The following is a 14,844-nucleotide window of genomic DNA, read 5'->3' as shown; positions in this document are numbered from 1 at the left end:
CAACGTCACTTCATGGCCATACCTATCCGACTAGTTTAAGTTTAGTCAATCAAAGTTCTGTGAATAAAGACTCATCGATTTAGGCTGAGCAGTAACGTAAATACTAGCTCTGTTAAATGCCTTGGATACTGAAAATAATGTTCTACGATTAAAGAGTGGTATGTTCATAAACCGTTTTGGTTCATGGCGCTGATATTGTAAGGATATTTGTTTAAATAACAGGTATTTGAGAAAAGAAGAAAAGCGTTGTAGATGAGTATGAATGTACAAATATCACTAGGGGGAACTTTGTTGTGATTTGCGTCACTGTTACTAATATGAAAAATCGTTGCCAGAAGATTTTATTTTGTGATAAATTCGCGCGCAATCTCGGAGCGTAATTAACAACGTTTGATCTCTGGGGGATACGCGTAGTGACCATTCAAGCTGATTGTGACACTGCGTAGGGTAGGTATCGGCAAAGCCTTTTGTCGATAGACGGGATACTAATGCTGTAAAAGCGGCATATTAATGGGAAACCCAACATTGAAACCTTTGAATAAACACACACTAATCAGCTTCATACTGCCGAAATGTCCTGTTTTACAAAACGGGTGCATTACGGAACCTTGATTAATCTCTTTTACATATAAAGTCACGAATATCGTGGCAGATGATCTGTATTTGTCATTTTGCACTGACAAATGCGGAGGGGTATACACACCTCCTGTAACTTCATTCCAATGATTATTAATACAGGATATAGAATTATTATAATTCAAGGGATTATGTAGTATGAGCACTGCCTTTGAAGTCGATAGCAATATCGCAAACATTTTTTCGTCTCAGGTTCCTATCGTTGAGGGAACGTATGACTTAACGCCAGATCAAGTATTGATTGATCAGGCTGAGCATGAATCTGAAGTGCGTTCTTATCCACGTCGCTTGCCAATCGCAATCAAACAAGCTTTTGGTTGCTTGGTTGAAGATACACGTGGACAGATCTTTTTAGACTGCCTTGCGGGGGCGGGCACTCTAGCTTTGGGGTATAACCATCCTGAAATCAACCAAGCTCTGAAAGAGCAATTAGATTCGGGTCTGCCATATCAGACGCTAGATATTGCAACATCAGCAAAAACGACGTTTATTCAATCTGTTAAATCCTTTCTTCCTCAAGAGTTAAGTGAGAACAGCGTTATCCAATTTTGTGGTCCGTCTGGAGCCGATGCAGTTGAAGCCGCGATCAAACTCGCAAAGCAGACTACTGGTCGTAACACCATGTTTGCTTTTCGTGGCGCATATCATGGTATGACTAACGGCACAATGGGCATGATGGGCAACCTAGGTACGAAAGCGCGTCGAACTGGTTTAATGTCAGGCGTGCACTTTATGCCTTTCCCATACAATTTGCGTTGTCCATTTGGACTTGGCGGTGATGAAGGTGCGAAAGCAAGCATTCGCTATATCGATCGTCTTTTAAACGATGATGAATCGGGCATTATGAAGCCTGCTGCGATCATCGTTGAGCCAGTGCAAGGTGAGGGTGGTGTTGTTCCTGCGCCAGCATTCTGGCTGCGAGAGTTACGTCGTATTTGTGATGAACACGGTATCTTACTGATCTTCGATGAAATCCAGTGTGGTGTTGGTAAAACTGGCTACAATTTCGCATTTGAAGAGTCGGGCATTGTTCCAGATATCCTGTGTTTATCAAAAGCTATTGGCGGTGGCTTACCAATGTCGCTATTGGTTATCAACAAGCAGCATGATACTTGGAAGCCGGGCGAACACACAGGTACGTTTCGTGGCAATCAATTAGCCATGGTCTCTGGTGCGAAAGCATTAGAAATCATCCAGCGTGACAATCTGGTTGAGCATGCCAATATTGCGGGCCAGTATTTGCGCTATGGTCTTGAAAGCATTCAAAAGCGCGTGAACTGTATCGCAGAAGTACGTGGCAAAGGTTTGATGCTTGGTGTGGAGATTAAAAATCCAAACGGCGAGCTCAATAAATTTGGCGAACCTCAAGCGGATAGTGAACTCACTCTTTCCATTCAACGCGCAGCACTTGAGCGTGGCTTGATCGTTGAGAAAGGCGGACGTGAAGGTGCAGTAATTCGCTTCCTTCCTCCTCTTATCATCTCGTTTGAGCAAATCGACTTTGCTTTACGTGTATTTGAAGACGCGATTTTAGCAGCAGGCGGTAGTCACATCGAAACTCAGCCACAAGATGAATGGAAGAAGCATTTCATCCACACTGGAGAGTTGGGCAGCAATGAGTTTGCTTCGGTGATGAATCACACTACGACAGCAATGAAATCAGTGTTTGAACAGGTTGCTGCACCATACTCAGGTATGGATCCAAAAGCATTGGAAGCAGCGATCCATGCTGTTGATCTTGACAATAAAAATGCGCCTCTCAAAACGGTTATTGATGATGCAGCCGAGTTGGTCGCGAAAAACGCGATTTTTACTCAACATCCAGATTGTATCGCTCACCTTCATACTCCACCGTTGATGCCTGCTATTGCCGCAGAGGCAATGATTGCGGCTTTGAACCAATCAATGGACTCATGGGATCAAGCTTCATCAGCGACTTATGTTGAACAGAAAGTTGTGAACTGGCTATGCGATAAATACGAGTTAGGTGAAAAAGCGGACGGTATCTTCACGAGCGGCGGCACGCAAAGTAATCAAATGGGTTTGATGCTTGCGCGTGATTGGATTGCTGACAAACTCAGTGCGCACTCAATTCAAAAGCTTGGCCTTCCTGAATACGCAGACAAGCTGCGTATAGTGTGTTCGAAAAAATCCCACTTCACGGTTCAAAAATCAGCGTCTTGGATGGGATTGGGTGAAAAAGCGGTCATGGCCGTCGATGCGAATGCCGATGGAACGATGAATGTCACTAAGTTAGACGAAGTTCTAAATCAGGCAAAAGCAGAAGGTTTGATCCCATTTGCAATTGTCGGCACTGCGGGCACAACGGATCACGGTGCTATTGATGACCTAGACTTTATCGCCGATATGGCAGCGAAACATGACATGTGGGTGCACGTCGACGGTGCATACGGTGGAGCTCTGATTCTAAGTAGCCAAAAAGCCCGTCTGAAAGGTTGTGAGCGTGCACACTCCATCAGCGTAGACTTCCACAAGTTATTTTACCAAACCATCAGTTGTGGTGCGCTGTTGGTGAATGACAAGTCTAACTTTAAGTTCCTGCTTCATCATGCAGACTATTTGAACCGCGAACACGACGAACTACCGAACTTGGTGGATAAGTCCATCGCTACGACTAAGCGTTTTGATGCGCTAAAAGTGTTTATGACGATGCAAAGCGTGGGGCCAAAAGCCCTAGGCGATATGTACGATCATTTACTTGATCAGACGCTTGAAGTTGCGGATATGATTCGAGATAACAAACACTTTGAGTTGTTGGCTGAACCATCGCTATCTACGGTTCTGTTCCGCGCGACACATGAATCAGCGGATCTTGATGAACTGAATAAAACGTTGCGCTTAGAAGCGTTAACACGTGGTATCGCGGTATTGGGTGAAACCATTGTCGACGATAAAACTGCATTGAAATTTACGATTTTGAACCCGTGTCTGACGACGGCGGACTTTGAATCTTTGCTCTCAAAAATCAATACGCTAGCGGCAGAGCTAGTTTAACAAAGGTAACGGAAAACTATGGCAATTCTACAGATTGGTGCAGGCGGCGTTGGCTGGGTAGTTGCACATAAAGCAGCACAAAACAACGACGTTCTGGGTGATATCACAATCGCATCACGTACCGTAGGTAAGTGTGAGAAAATCATCGAATCGATTCAGAAGAAAAACAATCTGAAAGATTCAACTAAGAAACTAGAAGCTCGTACGGTAAACGCGGACGACGTAGATTCTTTAGTTGCTTTAATTAAAGAAGTGCAGCCTGACTTAGTGATCAATGCGGGTCCTCCTTGGGTGAACATGTCTATTATGGAAGCATGTTACCAAGCTAAAGTGTCATACCTTGATACATCTGTTGCGGTTGACTTGTGCTCTGAAGGCCAACAAGTACCTCAAGCTTACGATTGGCAGTGGGGCTACCGTGAGAAGTTTGAAGAGGCGGGTATCACAGGTATTCTTGGTGCCGGTTTCGATCCGGGCGTAGTATCGGTGTTTGCTGCATACGCGGTGAAACATCTGTTCGATGAAATCGATACTATCGACGTAATGGATGTCAACGCAGGTGACCACGGTAAGAAGTTCGCAACTAACTTTGACCCAGAAACGAACATGCTTGAGATTCAAGGTGATTCCTTCTACTGGGAAAACGGCGAGTGGAAACAAGTACCTTGTCACTCACGTATGCTTGAGTTTGAATTCCCGAACTGTGGTTCACATAAAGTGTACTCAATGGCGCACGACGAAGTTCGATCTATGCAAGAGTTCATCCCGGCGAAACGTATCGAATTCTGGATGGGCTTTGGTGACCGTTACCTAAATTACTTCAATGTAATGCGTGACATCGGTCTACTCAGCCCAGATCCACTAACGCTTCACGACGGCACGGTTGTTCAACCTTTGCACGTGCTTAAAGCGTTGCTGCCAGATCCAACATCACTAGCTCCTGGTTACACTGGCCTAACGTGTATCGGTACTTGGGTTCAAGGTAAAAAAGACGGTAAAGAGCGTAGTGTGTTCATCTACAACAACGCAGATCACGAAGTTGCATACGAAGATGTTGAACACCAAGCGATCTCATACACCACTGGCGTACCTGCGATCACCGCGGCTTTGCAGTTTTTCCGTGGTAAGTGGGCAGACAAAGGCGTGTTCAACATGGAGCAGCTAGATCCAGACCCATTCCTAGAAACCATGCCATCGATTGGTCTAGATTGGCATGTTCAAGAACTGGATCCAGGACAACCTGTTATCCATAAATTGAAGTAAGAATTTAGCGACTCCTATTTGTACGTTTAAGCCGATGCACTTGCGTCGGCTTTGTTCGATTTTATAGTGCCTTTGCTAAGGCGAAGGGACGTAAGGTATCAAAATGCAACAAAACGAACTAAAAACGCCATACTTCATGATCAATGAAGACAAGCTGATTGAGAACCTAGAGAAAGCAAAACAGCTAAAAGACATCTCTGGTGTGAAGCTTGTATTAGCACTGAAGTGCTTCTCAACATGGGGTGTATTCGACATCATCAAGCCTTACCTAGACGGAACAACAAGTTCTGGCCCGTTTGAAGTGAAGCTTGGCTACGAAACGTTCGGTGGTGAGACACACGCATACAGTGTGGGTTACAGCGAAGATGACGTTCGCGACGTGGCGGACATCTGTGACAAGATGATCTTTAACTCTCAGTCACAGCTAGCGGCTTATCGTCATATTGTCGAAGGTAAAGCATCGATTGGCTTGCGACTAAACCCAGGTGTGAGCTACGCAGGGCAAGACTTAGCAAACCCAGCTCGTCAATTCTCTCGTCTTGGTGTTCAGGCTGATCACATCAAACCGGAAATTTTTGATGGTATTGATGGCGTAATGTTCCACATGAACTGTGAGAACAAAGACGTGGATGCGTTTATCGGCTTACTCGATGCTATTTCAGAGCAGTTTGGCGAGTACCTAGATAAGCTGGACTGGGTAAGCATGGGTGGCGGCGTTTTCTTCACATGGCCGGGGTACGACATCGAGAAGTTGGGTTTAGCGCTTAAAGCATTCTCAGAGAAACACGGCGTACAAATGTATCTAGAGCCGGGTGAAGCGATCATCACTAAGACAACCGATCTTGTTGTAACAGTGGTTGATATTGTGGAGAACGTGAAGAAGACGGCGATTGTCGATTCAGCAACAGAAGCTCACCGTTTGGATACGCTTATCTACAACGAGCCAGCGTCCATTCTTGAAGCATCTGAAAACGGTGAACATGAATACGTGATTGGGTCGTGCTCTTGTTTAGCTGGTGACCAGTTTTGCGTGGCGAACTTCGAGCAGCCTCTCGAGATCGGACAGCGTCTGCACATTCTAGATAGTGCAGGTTACACCATGGTGAAACTGAACTGGTTTAACGGTCTACGTATGCCTTCGGTTTACTGTGAACGCTCGAATGGTGACATTCAAAAACTGAATGAATTTGACTACTCTGATTTCAAACGTTCACTGTCTCAGTGGTCGGTGAAATAAAACGTATTGAGTATTAGAACGACAAAGAGCAGCTGAATTGCTGCTCTTTTTTATTGGGGAAGCGTTAAAGGTATGCAGTTAGCTTTCTACAATTACACGAGTGTCTTCACTCAGAGATTCTAACTCATTAGCTACGTCCTCTATCTCTAGCTCGCTAGGCAATTTAATCGCCATTTTTGCGCTGAATAAGCTGGAGCTTACCCCACCGCCGCCTGCAATGAATACGCGTTGGCAATCCATATCTAGAATTGAAATGCCTTGATTATCGAGAACGTGAGTAATTTCATTCACAATACCTGCTCTATCGTTGGCATCTAAGCGAAGCTGAAAGATAGTGTCTTCACGATGCGAGTGAGGATCCGAGTCAACGAACCTAACCACAAGAGTTTGACATGAAGAGAACGCCTCTTTAACGATGTCGGCATTTTCTCTTGGAAGCTCTACTTTGATGACACCTGCAACTTGATCTTCGATAAAGTTTACTTTGCTTATCAGCCATTTACCGCCATTTTCATGAGTGATTGCTGCGAGTTCTTTGATAGTTGCGGGTGACGCTTGTCCGACAAAATTAACAATAAATACGGTGTTCATAATGTCCCCTCCTGGAATAAGGTTTGGACGCAGTACGAATAAACGTGCTACTTAAGTTATTGGAATAAATCCTTTTATTTAGTGTAGGTGCTAGGAGAGGGTTATGTTTGATGAAAGTCAATTTTTGACACTAATTCGTGAAGCAAATAATTAAAACGATGTTTAGGGCACAAAAAAGCAGCCATCATAAGGCTGCTTTCTACTGAGTATCAACTCAAGTCAAGGCTAAAATGTTACTTTTAGTTCGACACCGTAAAATTGGCTATCGTAGTTGGCGCCTGCGTCCATTGCGAATTTTGCGACGTCTTGATTACCAAACCAAGGTGATGAATTAAATTGTAATTCTGCACTACCGCCCCATGCATCGGTTACCCAATAATGGATATGCCCAACAGGGTTTAGGAAGAAGAGTGATACATCACCGACGGTTTCAGAGCCCATGACTTCGCCGCCGTTTGCTACAATATCTTGCTCAGCAGTGAGCATCATTTCGCCAACCACAGCACCAAAGAATGGTGTGATAAAAATATCCTGCCAAGATGGCACTTCTGCAAATGCCTCTACTCCGTACTCCCAAAAGAACGTTGACATGGTTGCGGAGTACAAGAATGACTGAAACTCGTTATAGCCAGCGTGGCGTGCGGCTGTGTAGTAAACGCCGCCAAAATAAGGGTGCATGATGTAGTTGAGGACATGTTCATCACGATCCCAAACAGGCCCGTCAGAGACATTATCTTTCCATTTTTGACCCAGCTTACTCATGTCTCGGTCTTCTTCGTCCCACTTAGTGATACTTTCTGGAAGGAAAGTCATCATACCAACGGTTGCGATACTCAGGCCAAGAATGGTGTAGGTTTGACCCATGAGGTAATCCCAGTCTTTATCTTGAGGGATAATGAGATGTTTAGGCTGAAGCCCTGCATCAAGATTTAATGAATCATCATTATTCTGTTCAAACATAAGACCGCGATTTTGAGACTCGAAGGTGTACAGAGTCGTCGTTTCGCAGTAACCTGACAAGCAATCAGGTGTGTAAGAAAACTCCGTATGACTGGTCATATCGTACTGACTTGCGTGCGCAAGCGCTGACGAAGTCAAGCAAAGGCCAGTTAGAGTTTTCTTGAACATGGATGATTTTGACACAAAGGTCTCCGAGTTGATGGTGTGATGATCGGGCTCGCAATTATCCCTCAAAACATCAACCATTTAAATACTTGATCCTTATTTAGTCCCAATATATCTCGTCGAGATTCGTCCAAATAAAAAGAAAAATAAGCACTATAACGAATAATAGGATTGTGCTTATGTTCAGGAGTCAGTTGTGAAAATAGCAATGCTTAGTACCGGTGAGGAAGTGCTCCACGGTGATATTGTTGATACTAATGCGGCATGGTTATCTAGCCTGTTTTATCAACATGGATTTGGCTTAACAAAGCGTTCAACGGTTGGTGATAGCCTGTCGAGCTTGGTTGAAGAGTTTTTAATGTTGAGCTTCAACAATGACGTGGTGATCGTGAATGGTGGTTTAGGGCCAACGACCGATGATATGAGTGCGGCCGCCGCCGCGAGAGCTGCTGAGTGTAAACTCGTGCTTTTCAAAGAGTGGTTGCAGCATCTAGAAAGTTTGTATGCTCGACGTGGCATCCCAATGCCAGACAGTAACTTAAAACAAGCCATGCTACCAGAAACGGCTGAGATTCTGGATAACCCGATAGGCACGGCCTGTGGTTTCAAGATGCTGATTAATGATGCCATTTTTTATTTTACGCCGGGTGTGCCAAGTGAATTTAAGCTTATGGCAGAGACGCAAATTTTGCCTGATCTGAGAAGAGCTTTTCCAGAGGTGCAAGGTTCATGTTGTAGTCGAATCTATACGTTCGGCCTTTCCGAATCCGGCATCTCGGACAAGCTTGATCAGCTAAAACTTCCTCAAGGGTATGAGCTTGGTTATCGCTCTTACTTACCTTTTATTGAAGTGAAACTCTTTGGCCCTTCTGACCAGTTTGAACAGCGTTTGAAGTTGGTACAGATGATCAATAAGCATCTTGAAAGCAATACCGTTAGTATTGATTTACCTATGGTTGAAAATGTCGGCCAGCTGTTGGTGGATAAAGAGTTAACCGTGTCGGTTTCCGAAAAAAGCAGTGGTGGATACTTAACTTATTGGTTAAATAGTGATGAAAACGCTGAAAGGCAACTTGGACATGGTTGGGTACTACCAAGCCAGACTCAAGCGATGAGCAACAGCGGAGACCCATTAGCAGAAACGTTTGCTCTGGCAGGAGCGACGCGAGAGAAGTGTGGGACGGATTTATCACTCGTCACTGGCGATATTGAAGAGGGTGTTTTTTCCGTCGCTTTATCGACACCGTCAGGCGAGTGGGGAGCGTTATATAAACTCTCGAAAAAGTATCCGCGCAATGATCAAGTTAAAGTGATCAGTACGACAGCACTAGACTTGTTGCGTCGCTATCTAGAACGTAAACCGATGTTTGCACATTATGCATTTTTAGAGAAAGTTAAAGAGATGCATCTCCCAGGTAGTGCTTTATAACCAGAGACCTATAACAGCCTGAGAGATAAAACACGTAGATACAAAAAAGCCAAGGTAATCACCTTGGCTTTTGCGTTTTATACCGTCGAGTCACGTTATGCGCGCTGCTTTTCTTTCATCGCGTAGTTAACGCCACTGAGTGACAAATCCGATTTTGCTTTACAAATACAAGGTAATATCTCATCACTTTGCGTGTAAGCCATGGCAAAACCAACATACTCCACTTCACCAGATTCCAACTTGCAGCGACAAGCGCCACAGTGCCCATCACGACAGTTGTATTCTGGTAATAAGCCAGCTTGCTCCATTGTTTCCAAAATTGTATTGGAAGGGTTGGATTCAATACTGATGAGTTTGTTGATTTTGAGTGTTGCCATTACAGCTCGAATCCTTCGAAGTCGTCTGCGCGAACTTCATTGTCAATTTGACCCACAAGGTAAGAAGAAATTTCCGCTTCTTGAGGCGCAACTTGAACATTATCAGAAGACAACCAAGCGTTAATCCATGGGATTGGGTTGGTTGTTGCCTCTGGATAAGCTGCAGGTAGACCTACTGCTTGCATACGGATGTTGGTGATGTATTCAACATATTGGCTTAGGATGTCTTTGTTTAGACCGATCATCGAGCCATCTTTGAATAGATACTCTGCCCACTCTTTTTCTTGCTCAGCCGCTTCTTTGAATAGGTCAAAACAGTCTTGTTTTGCTTCTTCTGCGATTTGCATGAAAGTGAAATCATCCTGACCGTTACGTAGCAGGTTGATCATGTGTTGCGTACCGTTCAGGTGAAGCGCTTCATCACGTGCAATCAGTTTGATGATTTTCGCGTTACCTTCCATTAGTTCGCGTTCTGCGAAAGCGAAAGAACATGCGAAACTTACGTAAAAACGAATCGCTTCTAGAGCGTTCACAGACATCAGACAGATGTACAGTTTCTTCTTAAGGTCGTACAGACTAACCTTAACCGTTTCACCGTTAAGGACATGCTCACCTTCACCGTAGCGATGGTAATCATTCGTCGCTTGAATCAAATCGTCGTAGTAGTGCGCGATGTCTTTTGCACGCTTCAGGATGTGCTCGTTCTCAACGATATCATCAAATACCACAGCAGGGTCGTTCACGATGTTACGAATAATGTGCGTGTAAGAACGAGAGTGAATCGTTTCAGAGAAAGACCAAGTCTCAATCCAAGTCTCTAGTTCCGGCAGAGATACAAGCGGCAGCAGTGCCACGTTAGGGCTACGACCTTGGATAGAGTCTAGAAGCGTTTGGTACTTCAAGTTAGAGATGAAGATGTGCTTCTCGTGATCTGGCAGTTTGTTGTAATCGATACGGTCGCTAGATACGTCTACTTCTTCTGGACGCCAGAAGAAAGAAAGTTGTTTCTCGATAAGCTTTTCGAAAATCTCAAACTTTTGTTGGTCGTAGCGTGCAACGTTTACTGATTGACCTAGGAACATTGGTTCCTTCAATTGGTCATTCTTTTTTTGGTTAAAAGTACTGTAAGCCATAATGCCTCAATTCCTTTTAAACCTCCCCATAAGGGGAGGTTATCGATAGTCTGTCTTTACGGAGTGTTAGGTGCGGGTAGATTAAATCTTACAACCGCCGCCAGCACAATCGTCATCTTGTGGTTGAACAGCGTCTTTCTGTTCATCTTTTGCGCCATCACGAGTGTTATGGTAGTAAAGCGTTTTCACACCAAACTTGTACGCTGTTAGCAGGTCTTGAAGTAGTTTCTTCATTGGTACCTTGCCAGTCTCGTAACGTGACGGGTCGTAGTTAGTATTAGCAGAGATAGCTTGGTCAACAAACTTCTGCATAATACCCACAAGATGTAGGTAACCGTCGTTCGAACCGATGTTCCAAAGCAGTTCATAGTTGTCTTTAAGTTCAGTGAACTCAGGTACAACTTGCTTCAGAATACCGTCTTTCGAAGCTTTTACTGAAACATAACCACGTGGTGGCTCAATACCGTTAGTGGCGTTTGAAATCTGAGAAGAGGTCTCAGACGGCATTAGCGCAGTCAGTGTTGAGTTACGTAGGCCGTGCTCCATAATTTCTTTACGTAGGCTGTCCCAGTCGTAGTGCAGCGCTTCGTCACAAATTAGGTCGATATCTTTCTTGTACGTATCAATCGGCAGTAAGCCTTTCGCGTAGTTCGTTTCGTCGAATGAAGGGCACTTGCCTTGCTCTTTCGCCAGTTCTACCGATGCTTTTAGTAGGTAGTACTGCATTGCTTCGAACGTACGGTGAGTCAGGCCATTTGCGCTACCGTCAGAGTATTTCACGCCATGCTTCGCTAAGTAGTAAGCGAAGTTGATCACACCAACACCTAGCGTACGACGGTTCATCGTCGATTTGTATGCCGCTGGTAGAGGGTAATCTTGATAATCAAGCAGTGCATCTAGCGCACGAACAACAAGATCAGATAGCTCTTCGAAGTCATCTAGAGATTTGATAGCACCAAGGTTGAAGGCAGAAAGCGTACATAGTGCGATCTCGCCCGAGTCATCTTCAACGTTAGTTAATGGCTTCGTTGGCAGTGCGATTTCTAGACATAGGTTCGATTGACGAACTGGCGCTACTTCAGAATCGAATGGGCTGTGAGTATTACAGTGGTCCACGTTCTGAATGTAGATACGACCTGTTGATGCACGCTCTTGCATTAGCAGAGTGAACATTTCAATCGCTTTAACCGTTTCTTTCTTGATTGAAGGATCGTTCTCGTACTTCACGTATAGACGCTCAAACTCTTCTTGGTTTTCGAAGAATGCGTCGTATAGACCTGGTACGTCTGAAGGTGAGAATAGTGTGATGTTGCCACCCTCAACCAAACGTTGGTACATCAGTTTGTTCAGCTGTACACCGTAGTCCATGTGACGAACACGGTTCTCTTCAACACCACGGTTGTTTTTAAGCACCATTAGGGAGCGAGCTTCGCCGTGCCACATTGGGTAGAATACAGTCGCTGCGCCACCACGAACACCACCTTGCGAACAACATTTTACTGCGGTTTGGAAGTATTTGTAGAACGGGATACAGCCAGTGTGGAACGCTTCACCACCGCGAATCTCTGAGCCTAATGCACGGATACGACCAGCGTTGATACCAATACCAGCGCGCTGAGATACGTAACGAACAATCGAGCTTGCTGTTGCGTTGATAGAATCAAGACTGTCGCCACACTCGATCAGAACACATGAGCTGAACTGGCGAGTAGGGGTGCGCACGCCAGACATAATTGGCGTAGGTAGAGAAATCTTAAATGTCGATGTCGCATCGTAGAAACGCTTGATGTAATCAAGACGCGTTGCTTTTGGATATTTCGCAAATAGGCACGCTGCTACAAGGATATATAAGAACTGAGCACTTTCGTAAATTTGGCCCGTTACACGGTTTTGTACGAAGTACTTGCCCTCTAGCTGCTTAACTGCCGCGTATGAGAAGTTTAGGTCGCGTTTATGGTCGATGTACGCATCAAGTTCGTCGAGTTCTGCTTTTGTGTAGTCTTCTAGAATATGTTGATCGTACTTACCCATATCGACGAGGCGAGACACGTGATCATAAAGCGTTGGTGGCTCGTATTGGCCATACGCTTTTTTACGCAGATGGAATACCGCTAGGCGAGCAGCTAGGTATTGGTAATCCGGAGTCTCTTCAGAGATCAGGTCTGCCGCAGACTTGATGATTGTCTCGTGAATATCTGTCGTTGTGATGCCGTCGTAAAACTGGATGTGAGCGCGAAGTTCTACTTGAGAAACCGAAACATTATCTAGACCTTCTGCAGCCCAAGTGATAACGCGGTGGATTTTATCCAGATCGATACTTTCTTTACGGCCATCACGCTTGGTGACGGTAAGTTGTTGGTTCATTCTGCTTTATTTCCCTAAGAAAACTGATAAAAGCCGTATTTTTGTTTGTTTATGTGCAATATGAGTAAAGCTTGCGGCGGCTTTGTGATCAAAGTCTATCTATATATTGTCGCTTAAACACAACATATAGGGGTTCATTTGTTTGCGGGTTACAAGATAGTGCTATTACACTGATTTATCAAGGTACAGATCGGGGATGACTTGTGGATAACTGACAAAATGAAAAAAATCAGTAAGTGAACACTAACCGATGAGAAAAGGGCAGACTTGAATGGTTAAAAGCACGGTTTTGAGATCGGTTTAGAAATAACCGCATGCAAAAATATTTTCCTTGATCTTTGGTCGTTTTTATCTACGAAAAATAGGTTGGTTAAAATGGAATCTAGAGCACGAATTTTAGGCATAAAAAGACAAAAAAAGCGGCAACTTTGTGCTACCGCTTTCGATTCATTTTCTACAAAAAATGTCAATCACAAAACGCATTTTTTAACATAACGGCGTTCAGTATTTTTTAGTATGAACGATGTAGTTTACATCTACATTACGGCCGAGTTTGTAACTGTCATTAAGAGGGTTGTAATGCAGGCCTGTAATGCCCATTTCTGTTAGGTCTGTTTGGTCTATCATCTTCATCATTTCGGCAGGCTTGATAAACTTCTCGTGCTCGTGAGTCCCCTCAGGAACAATCTTAAGAAGCTTCTCTGCACCGACAATAGCAAACAAGTATGACTTGATGTTTCTGTTCAAGGTTGAGAAAAACACGTGACCACCAGGTTTTACTAGCGCAGCACAAGAGCGGATAACGGAGAGAGGATCTGGAACGTGTTCAAGCATCTCCATACAAGTCACGACATCATAAGTCCCTGCGTTTTCTATAGCGTGGTCTTCTATTGTGCTCTGAATGTAGGTCAGTTGAGTACCTGTTTCTAATGCATGTAGTCGCGCGACTTCTAAAGGTTCTTTGCCCATATCAAGTCCAGTCACAATAGCGCCTTCTTTCGCCATGCTCTCAGCAAGAATGCCACCACCACAGCCGACATCAAGTGCGCGCTTGCCAAACAAGCCATTTGCTTTTTCAAGTACATAGTTCAAACGAAGGGGGTTAATTTGATGAAGTGGCTTAAACTCGCCTTCTAAATCCCACCATCGAGAAGCCATGTCCTCGAATTTCTTAATTTCACTTGGGTCGACGTTTTGTGCTTTAGTCATAATTGGTTTTATTGCATTCAATCTGAGTCCTTTAGAGGGCGTCAGTATACTCCAACGTTTTATAACCAAACAACCTCGACGTGCTTAGTGAAGGGACAATGACAGAGTTCACTGGTGCGGCAACAACAGGCTCCTGTAACTTTGAAAGGGCTTGCATGTTTTTGGTTCATCCTTGAACTAGTGCCAGTGACAATACTCTAAAACCGGCATTTTTGACGTTGTGTGGATATATTGGGATTAACGATTTCAACTAAGTTCCATACGTACAGAGTCCGATTTTGCTCAATATTGACCGAAATATAACCACTAATCAGAAAGATATGGGATGAGTGTGCAAATTCTCGACATTTGATTCATAACCAAGCTCACAACCTGATAAAAGGAGAGGGAAAGTGATGCCGAAGTGATGAATTGTGTGTTATATTTTTGCACCTTACACGTATCGTAATTACGATCAGATAATAG

At 44.3% G+C, this 14,844-nt stretch carries 10 protein-coding genes; 4 read left to right on the top strand and 6 right to left on the bottom strand.

What is annotated here, in order from left to right; all coding sequences use genetic code 11:
- Window positions 1-774 precede the first annotated feature (774 nt).
- From F7Y48_RS05015 to nspC, 3 genes are all read left to right on the top strand, one after another.
- On the top strand, window positions 775-3,651 hold the full coding sequence (locus F7Y48_RS05015) for a pyridoxal phosphate-dependent class III aminotransferase (protein WP_316681917.1): 2,877 nt from the start codon (window positions 775-777) through the stop codon (window positions 3,649-3,651).
- Between the two features lie 18 nt (window positions 3,652-3,669).
- Complete coding sequence (locus F7Y48_RS05010) at window positions 3,670-4,914, top strand: carboxynorspermidine synthase (protein ID WP_316681916.1); 1,245 nt, start codon at window positions 3,670-3,672, stop codon at window positions 4,912-4,914.
- A 103-nt stretch (window positions 4,915-5,017) separates the two neighbouring features.
- Window positions 5,018-6,151, top strand: a complete 1,134-nt coding sequence (gene nspC, locus F7Y48_RS05005) for a carboxynorspermidine decarboxylase (RefSeq protein ID WP_005394797.1) — start codon at window positions 5,018-5,020, stop codon at window positions 6,149-6,151.
- A gap of 78 nt (window positions 6,152-6,229) precedes the next feature.
- On the opposite strand, the gene F7Y48_RS05000 is transcribed toward nspC, so the two are convergent.
- Both F7Y48_RS05000 and F7Y48_RS04995 read right to left on the bottom strand, forming a co-directional pair.
- On the bottom strand, window positions 6,230-6,742 hold the full coding sequence (locus tag F7Y48_RS05000) for a glycine cleavage system protein R (protein ID WP_005394795.1): 513 nt from the start codon (window positions 6,740-6,742) through the stop codon (window positions 6,230-6,232).
- 225 nt (window positions 6,743-6,967) lie between these two features.
- On the bottom strand, window positions 6,968-7,870 hold the full coding sequence (locus F7Y48_RS04995; protein WP_031780425.1) for a DUF3943 domain-containing protein: 903 nt from the start codon (window positions 7,868-7,870) through the stop codon (window positions 6,968-6,970).
- A 193-nt stretch (window positions 7,871-8,063) separates the two neighbouring features.
- Between F7Y48_RS04995 and F7Y48_RS04990 the strand changes: the two genes are divergently transcribed.
- Window positions 8,064-9,296 carry a CinA family nicotinamide mononucleotide deamidase-related protein gene (locus F7Y48_RS04990; RefSeq protein ID WP_065646599.1) on the top strand — a complete coding sequence of 411 codons (1,233 nt, stop codon included), beginning with the start codon at window positions 8,064-8,066 and terminating at the stop codon, window positions 9,294-9,296.
- Between the two features lie 95 nt (window positions 9,297-9,391).
- Here F7Y48_RS04990 and yfaE read toward each other — a convergent pair whose 3' ends face one another.
- The 4 genes from yfaE to ubiG form a co-directional block, all read right to left on the bottom strand.
- Window positions 9,392-9,673, bottom strand: a complete 282-nt coding sequence (gene yfaE, locus F7Y48_RS04985; RefSeq protein ID WP_005376817.1) for a class I ribonucleotide reductase maintenance protein YfaE — start codon at window positions 9,671-9,673, stop codon at window positions 9,392-9,394.
- Window positions 9,673-10,806, bottom strand: coding sequence for a class Ia ribonucleoside-diphosphate reductase subunit beta (gene nrdB, locus F7Y48_RS04980; protein ID WP_005376818.1), 1,134 nt, complete (start codon window positions 10,804-10,806; stop codon window positions 9,673-9,675). Before nrdB ends, yfaE begins: the two co-directional genes overlap by 1 nt.
- A gap of 81 nt (window positions 10,807-10,887) precedes the next feature.
- Entirely contained in the window at window positions 10,888-13,170 is a 2,283-nt protein-coding gene (gene nrdA, locus F7Y48_RS04975; RefSeq protein ID WP_005394788.1) for a class 1a ribonucleoside-diphosphate reductase subunit alpha, read from the bottom strand.
- A 501-nt stretch (window positions 13,171-13,671) separates the two neighbouring features.
- Window positions 13,672-14,379 carry a bifunctional 2-polyprenyl-6-hydroxyphenol methylase/3-demethylubiquinol 3-O-methyltransferase UbiG gene (gene ubiG / locus F7Y48_RS04970; protein WP_031780424.1) on the bottom strand — a complete coding sequence of 236 codons (708 nt, stop codon included), beginning with the start codon at window positions 14,377-14,379 and terminating at the stop codon, window positions 13,672-13,674.
- Window positions 14,380-14,844 lie beyond the last annotated feature (465 nt).

Source organism: Vibrio sp. 2-1-2a (assembly GCF_032648565.1).
GTDB lineage: Bacteria > Pseudomonadota > Gammaproteobacteria > Enterobacterales > Vibrionaceae > Vibrio > Vibrio diabolicus.
This window is presented reverse-complemented; position numbering and strand designations above follow the sequence as displayed.

Coding starts and splice junctions, on each gene's coding strand:
- nspC (WP_005394797.1), top strand. CDS start 5,018: ATGCAACAAAACGAACTAAAAACGCCATACTTCATGATCAATGAAGAC.
- nrdB (WP_005376818.1), bottom strand. CDS start 10,806: ATGGCTTACAGTACTTTTAACCAAAAAAAGAATGACCAATTGAAGGAA.
- yfaE (WP_005376817.1), bottom strand. CDS start 9,673: ATGGCAACACTCAAAATCAACAAACTCATCAGTATTGAATCCAACCCT.
- F7Y48_RS05000 (WP_005394795.1), bottom strand. CDS start 6,742: ATGAACACCGTATTTATTGTTAATTTTGTCGGACAAGCGTCACCCGCA.
- ubiG (WP_031780424.1), bottom strand. CDS start 14,379: ATGACTAAAGCACAAAACGTCGACCCAAGTGAAATTAAGAAATTCGAG.
- F7Y48_RS05010 (WP_316681916.1), top strand. CDS start 3,670: ATGGCAATTCTACAGATTGGTGCAGGCGGCGTTGGCTGGGTAGTTGCA.
- nrdA (WP_005394788.1), bottom strand. CDS start 13,170: ATGAACCAACAACTTACCGTCACCAAGCGTGATGGCCGTAAAGAAAGT.
- F7Y48_RS04995 (WP_031780425.1), bottom strand. CDS start 7,870: ATGTTCAAGAAAACTCTAACTGGCCTTTGCTTGACTTCGTCAGCGCTT.
- F7Y48_RS05015 (WP_316681917.1), top strand. CDS start 775: ATGAGCACTGCCTTTGAAGTCGATAGCAATATCGCAAACATTTTTTCG.